General features: G+C 72.3%; 15 protein-coding genes and 1 tRNA gene. 6 read left to right on the top strand and 10 right to left on the bottom strand.

Annotated elements, in window-relative coordinates:
• Positions 1–18: 18 nt before the first annotated feature.
• Genes QWY28_RS19415 through QWY28_RS19425 form a run of 3 tightly spaced genes read right to left on the bottom strand, consistent with a single transcriptional unit; the run spans position 19 to position 2121 of the window.
• Positions 19–798, bottom strand: coding sequence for an SCO1664 family protein (locus QWY28_RS19415; protein ID WP_300954314.1), 780 nt, complete (start codon positions 796–798; stop codon positions 19–21).
• Positions 795–1373 carry a DUF3090 domain-containing protein gene (locus QWY28_RS19420; protein ID WP_300954315.1) on the bottom strand — a complete coding sequence of 193 codons (579 nt, stop codon included), beginning with the start codon at positions 1371–1373 and terminating at the stop codon, positions 795–797. The genes QWY28_RS19415 and QWY28_RS19420 overlap by 4 nt, the downstream gene beginning before the upstream one ends.
• 10 nt (positions 1374–1383) lie before the next feature.
• A complete protein-coding gene (locus QWY28_RS19425; RefSeq protein ID WP_300954316.1) occupies positions 1384–2121 on the bottom strand; it encodes a histidine phosphatase family protein in 738 nt (245 codons plus the stop codon).
• Positions 2122–2163: 42 nt separating this feature from the next.
• Here QWY28_RS19425 and corA point away from each other — a divergent pair, with 42 nt between their 5' ends.
• Together corA and QWY28_RS19435 are read left to right on the top strand one after the other, a co-directional pair.
• Complete coding sequence (gene corA / locus QWY28_RS19430; RefSeq protein WP_300954317.1) at positions 2164–3144, top strand: magnesium/cobalt transporter CorA; 981 nt, start codon at positions 2164–2166, stop codon at positions 3142–3144.
• Between the two features lie 53 nt (positions 3145–3197).
• Positions 3198–3545 (top strand): hypothetical protein, encoded by a 348-nt coding sequence (locus tag QWY28_RS19435; RefSeq protein ID WP_300954318.1) that lies wholly within the window; start codon positions 3198–3200, stop codon positions 3543–3545.
• Positions 3546–3572: 27 nt separating this feature from the next.
• Here the strand turns inward: QWY28_RS19435 and QWY28_RS19440 are convergent, their stop codons facing one another.
• The gene (locus QWY28_RS19440; protein WP_300954319.1) at positions 3573–4397 is read right to left on the bottom strand and encodes an undecaprenyl-diphosphate phosphatase; all 825 of its coding nucleotides are present in this window, start codon (positions 4395–4397) and stop codon (positions 3573–3575) included.
• Between the two features lie 74 nt (positions 4398–4471).
• Between QWY28_RS19440 and QWY28_RS19445 the strand changes: the two genes are divergently transcribed.
• Together QWY28_RS19445 and QWY28_RS19450 are read left to right on the top strand one after the other, a co-directional pair.
• Positions 4472–5419: an aldo/keto reductase gene (locus QWY28_RS19445; protein ID WP_300954320.1), complete on the top strand. Its 948-nt coding sequence runs from the start codon at positions 4472–4474 to the stop codon at positions 5417–5419.
• Between the two features lie 4 nt (positions 5420–5423).
• Positions 5424–5642, top strand: coding sequence for a DUF5703 family protein (locus tag QWY28_RS19450; protein ID WP_300954321.1), 219 nt, complete (start codon positions 5424–5426; stop codon positions 5640–5642).
• A gap of 142 nt (positions 5643–5784) precedes the next feature.
• On the opposite strand, the gene QWY28_RS19455 is transcribed toward QWY28_RS19450, so the two are convergent.
• Positions 5785–7119 carry a M20/M25/M40 family metallo-hydrolase gene (locus QWY28_RS19455; protein ID WP_300954322.1) on the bottom strand — a complete coding sequence of 445 codons (1335 nt, stop codon included), beginning with the start codon at positions 7117–7119 and terminating at the stop codon, positions 5785–5787.
• Between the two features lie 78 nt (positions 7120–7197).
• Between QWY28_RS19455 and QWY28_RS19460 the strand changes: the two genes are divergently transcribed.
• Positions 7198–7283: transfer RNA gene (locus QWY28_RS19460), tRNA-Leu, on the top strand.
• Positions 7284–7497: 214 nt separating this feature from the next.
• On the opposite strand, the gene QWY28_RS19465 is transcribed toward QWY28_RS19460, so the two are convergent.
• The 5 genes from QWY28_RS19465 to QWY28_RS19485 all read right to left on the bottom strand — a co-directional run bounded on the left by QWY28_RS19465 (position 7498) and on the right by QWY28_RS19485 (position 13654).
• Positions 7498–8691, bottom strand: coding sequence for a glycoside hydrolase family 26 protein (locus tag QWY28_RS19465; RefSeq protein WP_300954324.1), 1194 nt, complete (start codon positions 8689–8691; stop codon positions 7498–7500).
• Between the two features lie 50 nt (positions 8692–8741).
• Positions 8742–9635, bottom strand: a complete 894-nt coding sequence (locus tag QWY28_RS19470) for a hypothetical protein (RefSeq protein ID WP_300954325.1) — start codon at positions 9633–9635, stop codon at positions 8742–8744.
• A 55-nt stretch (positions 9636–9690) separates the two neighbouring features.
• Positions 9691–12108: a phosphoenolpyruvate synthase gene (ppsA, locus tag QWY28_RS19475; protein ID WP_300954326.1), complete on the bottom strand. Its 2418-nt coding sequence runs from the start codon at positions 12106–12108 to the stop codon at positions 9691–9693.
• Entirely contained in the window at positions 12105–12989 is an 885-nt protein-coding gene (locus QWY28_RS19480) for a pyruvate, water dikinase regulatory protein (RefSeq protein WP_300954327.1), read from the bottom strand. Before QWY28_RS19480 ends, ppsA begins: the two co-directional genes overlap by 4 nt.
• 257 nt (positions 12990–13246) lie before the next feature.
• A complete protein-coding gene (locus tag QWY28_RS19485; RefSeq protein WP_300954328.1) occupies positions 13247–13654 on the bottom strand; it encodes an ATP-binding protein in 408 nt (135 codons plus the stop codon).
• A 152-nt stretch (positions 13655–13806) separates the two neighbouring features.
• On the opposite strand from QWY28_RS19485, the gene QWY28_RS19490 reads away from it, so the two are divergent.
• Positions 13807–14373 (top strand): type 1 glutamine amidotransferase domain-containing protein, encoded by a 567-nt coding sequence (locus tag QWY28_RS19490; RefSeq protein WP_300954330.1) that lies wholly within the window; start codon positions 13807–13809, stop codon positions 14371–14373.
• The last annotated feature ends 2 nt before the right edge of the window (positions 14374–14375 follow it).

A 14375-nucleotide genomic window follows, 5' to 3' on the forward strand; every position in this document is an offset into this window, starting at 1 on the left:
CCCGGCGCACCGGTCCGGTCAGAAGGGTGGCCAGGGAATGGCCGGCATCTCCCCGTGGGGCGCCGGCATCACGCCGCGGTCCAGCAGCCGGGCGCACCGGCGGTCCAGCGCGTCGATCTCGCGGTCGGTCAGGAGCGGCGCGAGGGCCTCGCCCAGCTCGCCGGCGAGGCCGGTCCGCACGCGGCGCACGACCTCGACGTCCTCGTCGCGCAACGGCTCCCCCAGCCAGCCCCACAGCACCGTGCGCAGCTTGTGCTCGTGGTGGAACGTGATGCCGTGGTCGACGCCGTAGCGGTGGCCGTCGGCCATCTCCAGGACGTGGCCACCCTTGCGGTCGGCGTTGTTGACCACCACGTCGAAGACCGCCATCCGACGCAGGGCGGCACTGTCCTCGTGGACCAGGCTGACCGGCAGGTCGCGCCCGTCGATGCCGTCGAAGACGTGGAGGAACCCCGCGGGCACCTCGCCGTGCGCCACGATCTCGACGGCCGCCTGGTCGGGGTCGGGCTCCTGCCAGCGCTGGACCATCCCGACCCCGTGCGGGCCCTCGCGCAGCCAGGTCTGCGGCACGACGTCCCACCCGGTCGCCTCCGAGACGACGTACGCCGCCACCTCGCGCGAGGCGAGGTCACCGTCGGGGAAGTCCCAGAGCGGGCGCTCCCCCCGCACGGGCTTGTAGACGACCTTGACGCCGCCGATCTCGCCGAGGAACGTCGCGTTGCTCGCCGGCATGATCCGGCCGTGGAGCACCAGCTCGTCCTCGACCAGGTCGACCCCGGTCGGCTCGGCGGAGGTCACGGGTCCCGGCGGCGGAACCCGTTGGCCCGGACGCACAGGTGGCCGTCGGGGTCGATCGGCAGCCCGCAGAACGGGCAGGAGGGGCGGCCGGCCTCGAGGACCTGCTCGCTGCGCTTGACGAACGCCCGCGCGGCGCCGGCGGCGATCCGGACGAGGAGGACCTCCTCGGGCTCGGGCTCCTCGAAGTCCTCGTCGACCTGCTCGGGCGAGACCACCGCGGCCTCGGTGAACGGGAAGACCTCGATCACCACGCGCTCGTCGTCGGGGTCCCACGACAGCGTCATGGTGCCGGCGCGGAACTCCTCCTCGATCGGCTGCTCCAACGGCTCGGTGTCCTCGAGGTCGAGCGGGGCAACGGCCGGGATCATCGCGGTGTTCCGCTCGCTGGCCATCACCTCGTCGAGCAGCTCGTCGATCCGCTCCGCGAGCGCGGCGACCTGCTGCTTCTCCAGGGCGACGCTCACGAGGCGCACCCCGCTGCGGGCCTGGAGGAAGAACGTGCGGGAGCCGGGAGGGCCGACGGTGCCGGTGACGAAGCGCTCCGGCGGGTCGAACCCGTGGACGAGTGGTGCCATGTCCCCCACCCTATGAGGCCGCAGAAGGACCCGCGCCGCCGCCGACCGCCGCGTCCTCGGCGGCCGGTGCGGCCGCCGCGCGCTTGCCGGTCCGGGTCTTGCGGGCGGGCTTCTGGGCCAGCCAACCGAGGTCGCCGGCGTGGGTGTTGGTGGCCAGGACGTAGGGCCGCGAGCCGGTGTAGCGGACGATCGAGATCGACGCGGGGTCGATGTTGATCCGCTGGAAGAGGTCCAGGTGCATGCCGAGCGCGTCGGCGAGCACGGACTTGATGATGTCCCCGTGGCTGACGGCCACCCACACCGCGCCGGCGCCGTGCGCCGCCTCGACGGCCGCGTCGTGTCGGCGTACGGCGGCGACCGCCCGCGCCTGCATCGCCGCCAGGGACTCACCGCCGGGGAACTCCGCCGCGGACGGCTGCGACTGGACCGTCGACCACAGCTTCTCCTTGGCCAGGTCGCGCAGCTGGCGGCCCTGCCACTCGCCGTAGTCGCACTCGGTGATGCCCTTCTCGGTCACCAGCGTGAGCGGCGGGGTCTGCGCCTGCATGATCGCCTTGGCGGTCTGCCGGCACCGCTCGAGCGGGCTGCTGACGATGGCCTGCACCGGCAGGTCCTTCATCCGCTCGCCGGCCCGCGCCGCCTGCTTCTGGCCGGTCGCGTCGAGCTTCACCCCGGGCATCCGGCCGGCGAGCATGCCGCTCGCGTTCGCGGTCGTCCGGCCGTGGCGGACGAGGATGACGGTGGCCATGGCGTCGAACCCTACTGGTCGCCCCGTCGGTACCGTTCCGGTGTGATCGTCGACAGCGCGCTCTACCGCCGCGGCTCGCGGGTGCCGGTGGACTGTGGACCGCAGGACTACCACCTCCTGCGTCGCGAGGTCCGCGAGGAGGGCGACTTCGTGTGGCTGGGGCTGCACCATCCCGACGCCGACGAGCTGGCCCGGGTCGCCGAGGCCTTCGACCTCCACCCACTGGCGGTCGAGGACGCGGTCAAGGCCCACCAGCGTCCCAAGCTCGAGCGGTACGACGACAGCCTGTTCCTCGTCCTCAAGACCCTCTGGTACGTCGACGAGGACGACGCGGTCGAGACCGGCGAGATCAACCTGTTCGTCGGCGCGGACTTCGTGGTGACCGTCCGCCACGGCGAGGGCTCCGAGCTGCAGTCGGCCCGTCAGTACCTCGAGTCGAGGCAGTCGGTGCTGGACCACGGCCCCTCCGCTGTCGTGTACGCCGTGTGCGACACGGTCGTCGACGCCTACCGCGACGTCGCCGACGAGCTGCAGCAGGACGTCGACGAGGTCGAGGACTCGGTCTTCTCCCCCACCCGCACCGACGACTCGGTCCGGATCTACGTCCTCAAGCGCGAGATCGCCGAGGTGCGCCGGGCGGTGCAGCCGCTGCGCGAGCCGATGCGCCGGCTGGCGGCCGGCGAGGTCGCCGGCATCGACGAGGGCTCGGCGCCGTTCTTCCGCGACGTCCTCGACCACCTCGGCCAGGTCGGCGAGGTGGTCGACAACCTCGAGTCGCTGCTGTCGTCGGCCTTCGACGCGCACCTGGCCCGGATCTCGGTGCAGCAGAACGACGACATGCGCAAGATCTCCGCCGGCGCCGCCCTCGTCGTCGTCCCGACGCTCATCGCGGGCATCTACGGCATGAACTTCGACCACATGCCCGAGCTGCACTGGACCTTCGGCTACGCCTTCGCGCTGTCGCTCATGGTCGGCTCGTCCGGCGTGCTGTGGGCGTTCTTCAAACGGTCCGGCTGGCTGTGACCGCTGCGGCGGGGCCTCTGGTCAATTCGCGCCCGCGGGCGCAGACTCACCTCATGGACGACCGTCGAGCCACCAGCGCCCCCACCGCCCGGTCCCGCACGACGTGGGCCGCCTTCGCGGGGGCCTCGACCCTCGTCCTGGCCGGCTGCCTCGCGCTGGCCCTCCAGCGCGAGAACCCCGCCAGCGTCGCCGTGGTGCTGCTGGGCGGGCTCGCCGCCGTCGGCATCGCCGCGCTCCTCCTGGCCACGGCCGTCCGGCCGCTGCCCGGGCAGTCCGGTCGCTGGCGGCCGCCGCACGGCTCCCAGCGGCAGGTCGGCGGCGCCGGTGGCGCTGTGGCGGCAGGCGGGTTCGCCGGTGGTTCCGACTGCGGAGCCGGCGGCGGCGGTGGCGACTGCGGCTAGACCCGCACCGGTCCGTGGAGCCGGGCTTCAGGCGGTGAGCACGCCCGTGCCGACGAGGACGAGCACCAGCGCGCCGAGCCCGACGCGGTAGAGCACGAACGGCGCGTACGAGCGGGTCGAGACGTAGCGCAGGAGCCAGGCGATGGCGGCGTACCCCACCACGAAGGAGACGATCGTCGCGGTGATCGTCGGCGCCCACCCGTAGGTGTTGTCGCCGTGCGGGATCTCCTTGAGCTCGAAGAGCCCCGCCCCGACGACGGCCGGGATCGCGAGGAGGAAGGCGTACCGGGTGGCGGCCTCACGCTCGTAGCCGAGGATCCGGCCCATCGAGATGGTCGCGCCGGAGCGGCTCACGCCCGGCACGAGCGCGCACGCCTGGGCGAGCCCCATGAGGACGGCGTCGCGCAGGTCCATCTGCTTGATGGTCTTGTCCGAGGCGCTGAGCCGGTCGGCCACGCCGAGCACGATGCCGAGCACGATCAGCGTGGTGCCGATGATCCAGAGGCTGCGGAAGTCGGACTCGATCACGTCCTTGAGCGCGACGCCCAGCAGGACGATCGGCAGCGAGCCGATGATGATGAACCAGCCCATCCGGGCGTCGAGGCTGCCGCGGTACTCCGGCTTGACCAGCGACCGCAGCCAGGCCGACGCGATCCGCCAGATGTCGTGGCGGAAGTAGATGAGCACCGCCAGCTCGGTCCCGATCTGGATCACCGCGGTGAACGCCGCGCCGGGGTCACCCCACCCGAAGAGCTCGGGGAAGATCCGAAGGTGCGCGCTGCTGGAGATCGGGAGGAACTCGGTCAGTCCCTGGATGGTGCCGAGCACGACGGCCTGGAGGAGTTCCCACACGGGCGACGATCCTACGGACACCGGACCCGCGAGCCGGGCACGGCGTGCGGGACGTCGCCCACTACGTTGTCGCCATGCAGCACAGGTCTCTAGGTGCCACCGGGCTGAAGGTCTCCCGCCTGGGCCTGGGCACGATGACGTGGGGTCGCGACACCGACGAGCACGAGGCGCGCGACCAGCTGGTCGCCTTCGCCGAGGCGGGCGGCACGCTGGTCGACACCGCGGCGGGGTACGGCGGCGGCGCGTCGGAGGAGCTGCTCGGCTCCCTCGTCGGCGACGTGGTCGCGCGGGACGAGGTCGTCCTCGCGACCAAGGCCGGGATCGGCGCCCGTCGCGGCGGCCGGGAGTACAACACCTCCCGCGGGCACCTGCTCACCACGCTCGACGCGTCGTTGCGCCGACTCGGCGTCGACCACGTCGACCTGTGGCAGGTGCACATCTGGTCCGACGAGACGCCGCTGGAGGAGACGCTGTCGGCCCTCGATCTCGCGGTCTCGACCGGCCGGGCGTCGTACGTCGGCGTCTCGAACTACACCGGCTGGCAGACCGCGCAGGCGGCCACCTGGCAGCGCGCGGTCCCGGGCCGGGCGGTGCTGGCCTCGACCCAGGTGGAGTACTCCCTGCTCAACCGCGCGGTCGAGGCGGAGGTCGTCCCCGCGTGCGAGGCGCTCGGGCTCGGCGTGCTGCCCTGGTCCCCGCTGGGCCGCGGCGTGCTGACCGGCAAGTACCGCTCCGGGACCCCGTCGGACTCGCGCGCCGCGTCCTCGCACTTCGCCGGGTTCGTCGGCAGCTACCTCAACGACCGCTCGTCCGGCATCGTCGAGGCGGTGGCCCGCGCGGCCGACGGCCTGGGCTGGTCGGCGCTGGAGGTGGCCCTGGTCTGGGTCCGCGACCAGCCGGGCGTCACCGCACCGATCATCGGGGCCCGCACCGCGGCGCAGCTACGCGGCGCGCTCGGCACCGACGAGCTCGTCCTGCCAGCCGAGATCGTCGACGCGCTCGACGACGTGTCCGCAGAATGAACCCATGACCCGGGTTCATCGCCTCCCGCTGAGCCGCGGGGTCGAGTGGGAGTTCGACAAGGTGACGTTCTCCCGCGAGTTCCCCCGCAACGTCGTCACCAAGCTCCTCGTCGAGCGCGCCGAGCACGGCGGCTGGGAGCTCGACCGCGTCCGGATCACCCCGGACGGCACCCGCCGGGTGATCCTGCGCCGCAAGATCATCAGGGCGGTCCGCACCGCCTGACCGCTCGGCGACCGGGCCCCGGGTGCATCGGTCCGAGCACTCCAGCGGCACAGTGGTCGCTCCACAGGCGCCAGGAGGCGTGTGGAGCGGCACCACGGTCGCTACACACGCCTCCAGGGCCGGCCCGCCGCCGGGCCCGCCGTCAGACCTGGTCGAGGAACCGGTCGAAGACCCGCGCGCCGAACTCGAGCGCGTCCACCGGCACGCGCTCGTCGACGCCGTGGAAGAGCGCGGTGAAGTCCAGGTCGGCCGGCAGCCGCAGCGGCGCGAACCCGTAGGAGCGCATGCCGAGCTTGCGGAAGTGCTTGGCGTCGGTGCCGCCGCTCATGAGGTACGGCGCGACGACGGCCTCGTCGTCCTCGGCGAGGATCGAGCGGGTCATGGCGGCGACGAGGTCGCCGTCGTACGGCGTCTCCCACGGCTGCTGGTGCGAGACGTGCTCGATCTCGATGCCCTCACCGGTCAGCTCGGCGAGCGTCGCGAAGAACTCGTCCTCGAAGCCGGGCAGGAACCGCCCGTCGACGTACGCCGTGGCCTCGGTGGGGATCACGTTGACCTTGTAGCCGGCCGAGAGCATCGTCGGGTTGGTCGTGTTGCTGATGACCGCGCCGAGCATGCGCGCCGCTCCCCCGAACTCCTCGATGAGGGCCGGCGCGTTCTCCGGGGTCGCCTCGGTGCCGGCGAGGTCGGCGACGGTCGCGAGCAGCACCTCCATCGTGGGGGTGAGCCGCACGGGCCACTGGTGGGCGCCGATCCGCGCGACGGCCGCGCTGAGGCGGGTGACGGCGTTGTCGGTGTTGATCATCGAGCCGTGGCCCGCTCGGCCGCGGGCGGTGAGCTTCATCCAGGCCATGCCCTTCTCGGCGGCCTCGATCAGGTAGACGCGGCGGCCGCGGACGGTGGCGGAGAAGCCGCCGACCTCGCCGACCGCCTCGGTCACGCCGGCGAGCTGGTCCCGGTGCTGCTCGACGATCACCTCGGCGCCCTTGTGCCCGCCCGCCTCCTCGTCGGCGGTGAAGCACAGGACGACCGGCCGTTCCGGCGCCCGGCCGGCCCGCTGGCGGGCGCGCACGACCGAGAGGAGCATCGCGTCGAAGTCCTTCATGTCGACCGCGCCGCGGCCCCACACGTAGCCGTCCTGCACCTCGCCGGAGAACGGGTCGACCTGCCAGTCCTCGGCCGCGGCCGGGACGACATCGAGGTGGCCGTGCAGCAGCAGCGCGTCGTCCCGGTCGCCCCCACCGCCCCAGTGCGCGATCAGCGACGTGCGGCCGGGCTCGGCCTCGACCACCTGGCACTCGATGCCGACCTCGTCGAGCAGCGTCGCGACGTGCTCGGCGGCCTTGCGCTCCCCCGGCCCCTCCTGGTCGCCGTAGTTGGAGGTGTCGATCCGGATGAGGTCGCTGCAGAGCTCGACCACCTCCGCGGCGGGGTCGTACGCCTGGTCCTGGGCCTGGTCGGGAGTCCGGTTCGCCATGGGGCCAGCATGACACCGGCCGGTGAGGGGCCCGATTCGGCCGGGACGACACCTCTGTAGTACTTTTTCCCCGCACTCGTCCGGGTGGCGGAATTGGCAGACGCGCTAGCTTGAGGTGCTAGTGCCCGTATTAGGGCGTGGGGGTTCAAGTCCCCCCTCGGACACAAGAACGGCCCCTGGCCCGCGGAGACGCGGACCAGGGGCCGATCTGCTTCTCCCACCCGAGGCGACCACGTCCGGCTGGTCTCGGGTCGCCGGCTCGCGCGTCCACCATCGTTCAATTGCGCGGTTCTGACCGGCTGGGAGCGCTTCCACCGGTCGCCATCGTTCAATTGCGCGATCGTCGACGGCGAGAGGCCACGTCGGCCAGCCGGTGCGTCAGGGCGCGGTGGGGTCCTCGGCGTACCGCAGCCAAGCGGGCAGCTCGGTGCGGAACCGCTCGCCGACGGGCCCGCGGGTGACCGTCCAGTCGACGACGCCGCCGACCTCCGGTTCGTCCTTGCGCCACTCGAACCAGGTGATCATCTTCACCCACGGCAGGTCCGTGGCGTGGTCGGCAGCGAAGACCTGGCGCCACCAGGCCTCCTTGATCGCCAGCTCCTCCACGCCACCTCGGCCCGGCGCGTAGAGCGCACCCGTCTCGGTGACGGCGACCGGCAGGCGCTGTCCCTCGCCGTAGACCGCGTAGAAGTCGGGCACGTCCCGTTCGTCGCCGGCCACGCCGGCGTAGGTGCCGCGCAGGAGGTCGGTGAACTTCCCCGCTTCCGGGACCTCGTTCTCACCCCAGGGGTAGACCGCGCCCCAGTGGTAGATCGACATGCCCACCCAGTCGACGTACCGGGGTCCGGGCCAGTACGGCGCGTAGGGATCGTCGGCCTGGGTGACCCGTCCGTCGCGGTCGGTGTCGAGCGCCCGTGCGTCCGCCGTCCCGGGGCGGGCCTCGTGCTGACCGCCGGAGAACGGGTAGCCGCCGCCGTAGTTGGGTGCCCAGACCATCGCGGTGCCCGGAGCGGCGCGGTGGACCGCGGTCGCGACGCGGCGGAACGCAGCGACGTAGGCCTGCGGCTGCTGACCCCACGGGTACCAGGAGCCGTTCATCTCGTGCGCGAAGCGGAGGAAGACCGGCGTGCCGCCCTCGTTGTAGCCGTGCATCAGCGCGGCGAGCTCCTCGACCACCGGGTCGGTCACCGACGCGAGCCCCGAGCGCGGCTCGAGGGTGACCAGGAGCATGGACCCTGTCTCCCGGGCCTGCGCGACCGCTTCGTCGAGCCACGTCCGCTGCTGCTCGCTCATCGGCAGGTCGTAGAAGGTGACGGCGACCGCGGGAGCGTGCCCGAGCCGCTCGGCGTAGTCGGCGAGGGTGTCGCTCGACCAGTCGATCGACGCACCGAACCATGCCCCGTCGCGCGGGACCAGCTCGTCGACGGTGCGCGGGGCTCGCTCCTGCGCCGGCACGTCGGCAGCTCTCGCGGCAGGCGGCTCGGAGCCCTCCGGCGTCGAGGGACCGCCGCAGGCCGCCACGGTCGAGGCCAGCAGGATCACCCACGGCGCGAACAGTCGCCCGACGTCCACGCCCCCACCCCGAGAGGTTTCTCGAGGACCCCCGGAGCGACGGTGCGTGGTCACTCCTCGGCGCCGTGCCCGCCCAGCCGCTCGTCGAGCACGGCGTGCAACGCGTCGCGCTCGTCGCGGGGGCTCAGCTCGTCCATCTCGGCGTCGTAGTCGTACTTCCCCTCCTGGTTCAGCTCCTGGAAGTCGGCGTTGGCCTCCTCCAGGCCCGTGACCGCCTGCTGCGGGGTGATCTCGCCGTCGCGGCTGGCCGTCATCACCCGGTCGCGCTCGTCGATCACGTCGAGGAACCCGGCGGTGAACGAGGCGAACATGCGGTTCTCGGAGCGGGTCAGCTGCTCCAGCACGGGCCGGCAGTCCTCGGCGGCCGCCGCGTGGGCCCGCAGCCAGTCGACGGCGAACTGCCGCTCGCTCCCGGAGTCGTCGCCCACCGCCTCCTCGAGCTCGAAGACGTCGCCGCAGGCCCGCTCGATGCCGAGCATGACGGGGAAGTCGCGGTAGAAGGCGTCGGTGAAGCGGCTGTACTCCTCCTGCGCGGCGGCGTACTCCTCGTAGGCCGTGCGGACCTCCGGGTCCGCCATGGCCGGCAGCTCGCCGAGGTCGGCGACGAGCCGGTCCCGCCCCTCCTGCTGCTCGACCAGCGCCTCCAGCGACGTCGTGACGGCGGGGTCGCCGGCGTCGGTCGACGGGTCCTTCGCGAAGAGCTCCTGCGCGGCGCGGGTGTGCTGGACACCCGCCTCGTCGACCTCCGAGGCCACCTCGCCCAGCTCCACGACCGCGTCGTGGGCCTCGGTGTAGTCGGTCTCGGTCGGCGCCGCGGCCGAGCCCGACGTCTCGGAACCGCCCTCCCCGGGCGACGCGCCGCCGTCGTCGTCGCCACCGCAGGCGGTGACCGAGAGGCAGAGGGCAGCAGCCGCGAGCGCGGCGAGGGCACGGTGTGCAGGCATGCCGGGGGCTTTCCACACCGCGCCCCCGGTCAAACGCCGGTGGCGCCCGCCGGGCTCAGCCCACGGACTTCGCCAGGTGGAGCCACGTGTCGACGACGGTGTCGGGGTTCAGCGACATCGACTCGATGCCCTGGTCGAGCAGCCACTGGGCCAGGTCGGGGTGGTCCGAGGGCCCCTGTCCGCAGATGCCGACGTACTTGCCCTGCGCCTTGCACGCCTTGATGGCCAGCTCGAGCATGTGCAGCACGGCCGGGTCGCGCTCGTCGAAGCCCTCCGCGACGAGGGCGGAGTCCCGGTCGAGGCCCAGGGTCAGCTGGGTCATGTCGTTGGAGCCGATCGAGAAGCCGTCGAAGTGCTCGAGGAACTGCTCGGCGATGACGGCGTTCGACGGCACCTCGCACATCATCACGACCTGCAGGTCGTTCTTCCCGCGCTCGAGACCGTGCTTCGCCAGCAGCTCGATGACGCCGGCCGCCTCCTTGGTGGTGCGCACGAACGGGATCATCACCTTGACGTTGGTCAGGCCCATCTCGTCGCGCACGTGCCGCAGCGCCTCGCACTCCATCGCGAAGCACTCCGCGAAGTCCTCCGAGAGGTACCGCGACGCGCCGCGGTAGCCGATCATCGGGTTCTCCTCGTCGGGCTCGTAGCGCTCGCCGCCGACGAGGTTGGCGTACTCGTTGGACTTGAAGTCGCTCATCCGCACGATGACCGGCTCGGGCGCGAACGCCGCCGCGATCGTGGCGACGCCCTCGGCGACGCGCTGGACGAAGAACTCGCGAGGACCGGGGTACGCCGCCGTGAGCTCCTCCACCTCCGCGCGCAGGTCGGCCGGGAGCGACTCGGGGTCGCGGGCCAGGTCGAGCAGCGCCTTGGGGTGGATCCCGATCTGGCGGTTGATGACGAACTCCAGCCGCGCCAGCCCGACCCCGGCGTGGGGCAGCCGGGAGAAGGCGAAGGCCTGCTCGGGCGTGCCGACGTTCATCATGATCTTGACCGGCACGTCGGGCATCGAGTCCAGCTCGGTGCGCTCGACCTCGAAGTCGAGCAGGCCCTCGTAGACCAGGCCGGTGTCGCCCTCGGCGCACGACACGGTGACCTCGCGCCCGTCGGTGAGGTCGGTGGTGGCGCTGCCGCTACCCACCACCGCGGGGATGCCGAGCTCCCGGGCGATGATCGCGGCGTGGCAGGTCCGGCCACCGCGGTTGGTGACGATCGCGGAGGCGCGCTTCATGATCGGCTCCCAGTCGGGGTCGGTCATGTCGGCGACGAGGACCTCGCCGGTGTTGAACTCGTGCATGTCGTCGACGGAGGTCAGCACGCGCACGGCGCCCGCGCCGACCTTCTGGCCGATCGCACGCCCCTCGACCAGCACGGCGGCGTCCTGGGTGACCGCCCGGTCGATCTTGAACCGCTCGAGCGCGCCGGTGCGCCGGGACTGGACGGTCTCCGGCCGCGCCTGCAGGACGTAGAGCTGCCCGTCGAGCCCGTCCTTGCCCCACTCGATGTCCATCGGCCGGCCGTAGTGCTCCTCGATGGTGAGCGCGTGGCGGGCCAGCTCCTCGACCTCGGCGTCGGTGAGCGACAGCAGCCGGCTCTGCTCGGGGGCCACGTCGACGAACTCCGTGGTGCGCCCGACCGTCGCGTCGTCGGTGTAGACCATCTTCGTCGCCTTGCCGCCGACGCCGCGCTTGAGGACCGCGGGCCGGCCGGCGCGCAGCGCAGGCTTGTAGACGTAGAACTCGTCGGGATTGACCGCGCCCTGCACGACGCCCTCGCCGAGGCCGTAGGCGGAGGTGACGAAGACGGCGTCGGTGAAGCCGGACTCGGTGTCCATCGTGAACATCACCCCGGACGACGCTAGGTCGGAGCGGACCATCCGCTGCACGCCCGCGGAGAGCGCCACGTCGGCGTGGGCGAACCCGTGGTGCACGCGGTAGGCGATGGCCCGGTCGTTGTAGAGCGAGGCGAAGACCTCGCGGATCGCGGTGAGCACCGCGTCGATCCCCCGGACGTTGAGGAACGTCTCCTGCTGGCCGGCGAACGACGCGTCGGGCAGGTCCTCGGCGGTCGCCGAGGAGCGGACCGCGAAGGACGGCTCCTCGCCCGACTCCCCCGCCGACTCCGCCGCGAGCCGCTCGAACGCGCCGCGGATGTCGGCCTCGAGGTCCTCGGGGAACGGCTGCGCGACGACCGCCTCGCGGATCTCGCGCCCGACCTCGGCCAGGCGGCGTACGTCGTCGGTGTCGAGCCCGTCGAGCAGGCCGGCGATCCGCTCGGCCAGCCCGGTCTCACCGATGAACCGGTGGAACGCCCCGGCCGTCGTGGCGAACCCGTCGGGGACGCGGACCCCCAGGTCGGCCAGCTGGGAGACCATCTCGCCGAGCGAGGAGTTCTTGCCGCCCACCTCCTCCAGGTCGGAGAGGCCGAGGTCGGAGAACCACCGGACGTTCGAGGTCTGCTGGCTGGTCATGGGCGTGTCCCTTTCGTGCTGGCGTCCTGCTGTCGACGCGCCTGTCTGCGGGCGCTCGCCTTGAGCGTCTGGAGGATGAGCGCGGAGATCTCCTCGACCGACTTGGCCGAGGAGTCGATGACCGGCACCCGCTGCTCGCGGAAGAGCGCGTCGGCGCGGCGCAGCTCCCACCGGCACTGGTCGGGCGAGGCGTAGCGCGATCCCGGGCGCCGCTCGTTGCGCACCCGGCTGAGGCGCTCGACGGTCGTGGTGAGGCCGAAGCAGCGCTCCAGGTAGGGCCGGACCACCTCGGGCAGCTCCTCGCCCTCGAGGTCCTCGTCGACGAGCGGGTAGTTGGCGACGAAGAGGCCGTGCTGGAGCGCGAGGTACATGCTCGTCGGCGTCTTCCCGCAGCGTGAGGGCGCCAGCAGGATCACGTCGGCCTTCTCCAGCGCCCGCAGGCTCTGGCCGTCGTCGTGCTCGATCGTGAACTCGATCGCCGCCATCCGGGCGTTGTAGCGCTTGATGTCGCCAACGCCGTGGAGCCGGGCGGCCTCGCGCCGGCCGCGCCGGCCGAGGATCGACTCCACGCGGGTCATGTGCATCTCGAAGAAGTCGATGAGCGGCGCTCGGGTCCGCGCCAGCTCAGCGCGCACCTCGTCGCTCGCGGCGGTCGTGAACACCAGCGGCACCACCGGGCCGGCGGCCACCTCGTCGAGCATCTCGACGACCCGGCTCGCGTCCTCGACCGTGTGGATGAACGGGATCAGCGTCCGCTCGAACTGCAGCTCGGGGAACTGCAGGAGCAACGCGTTGCCCATCGTCTCGGCGCTGATGCCGGTGGAGTCGGACAGGAAGAACACGGGTACGACGTCGACGTCGTCCTCGCTGCTCGCGTTCATTCCCCGCCTTCGTCCCAGGTGCCTCGGGTGCCTCGACCGTAGTGGGTCCGGTAGCCGGCGGCGCACCCGTCTCGTCCCCGTCGACCCGCGACCGGTCCGGCCACCCCGCGAGATCCGCCCGCCCCCACAGGTATGACCTGGGTCACGGTGGGCACATGTCCGGTGACGGCCTGGGCCTCCCCCCAGTGCTCCGGCCGTCGGCGGGCCGTGACCTCCGGGTCGCGGCCCGCTGCGCGTCCGCCCCCGACGCGTCCGCGTCAGGCATAGGCCAGCTCGGCGGTGACCCGGGTGCCGTCCTCCCGGTCGAAGCGCCAGCTGTCGCAGACGTGGTCGACGATCGCGAGCCCGCGACCGCTCAGCGCGTGGTCGTTGAGCTGGACGGCCTCGAGCTCGTCGACGTCGCCGCCGTCGACCACGCTGAGCCACAGACACTCCGGCCGCAGGCACCAGGACACGGCGATGGTCCGCTCGGCGTTCGGCCGGCCGTGGACGAGTCCGTTGGTGAGCAGCTCGCTGACCACCAGCTCCGCGTCGTCCACGACGCTCTCGCGCACCCCGGAGCGGCGCAGGTCGCCCGCGAGCAGGTGCCTCGCCCTCCGCACGCTGGTCGGGGCGTACGGCAGGTGCACCGTCACGCAGGTCTCGTCGTCGTGCTGGCGGCCCATGCCGTCGCTCCTCGCGCAGTGTGGATGGTCCACCCAACCCGTATCCCGCGCCCGGGTTCCGAAACGGTCCGGCCCGGCGCCGGCCCGTTTCGCCCCGCCGGCACGGGTCACCGGCAGCGACGTCCACGACGAAACACCGGGAGGGGAAGTCCGTGACCGAGCAGTCCACGTCCGAGCAGTCCATCGCAGGCAAGACCATCGCGTTCCTCGTGTCCACCGAGGGCATCGAGCAGGCCGAGCTCACCGGGCCCTGGGAGGCGGTCCAGCAGGCGGGCGGGACGCCGGTGCTGGTGAGCACCGAGTCCGGCGAGGTCCAGGCCTTCGAGCACCTCGACAAGGCCGACACCTTCGCCGTCGACAAGGTCGTCGACGACGTGAGCGTCGACGACTTCGACGGGCTGGTGCTTCCCGGCGGGGCGCCCAACGGCGACCTGCTCCGCACGTTCGAGGGTGCGGTGTCCTTCGTCCGGCAGTTCGTCGAGGCCGGCAAGCCGACCGCCGTCATCTGCCACGCGCCGTGGGTGCTGGTCGAGGCCGACGTCGTCCGCGGTCGCCGGGTCACGTCCTGGCCGAGCCTGCAGACCGACCTCCGCAACGCCGGCGGCGAGTGGGTCGACGAGGAGGTCGTCGTGGACGGCAACCTCGTGACCAGCCGCAAGCCCGACGACATCCCGGCGTTCAACCGCGAGCTGCTCGCCCTGGTGGCCCGGGGCGCATGACC

This window comes from Nocardioides oceani (assembly GCF_030412965.1).
Lineage (GTDB): Bacteria > Actinomycetota > Actinomycetes > Propionibacteriales > Nocardioidaceae > Nocardioides > Nocardioides oceani.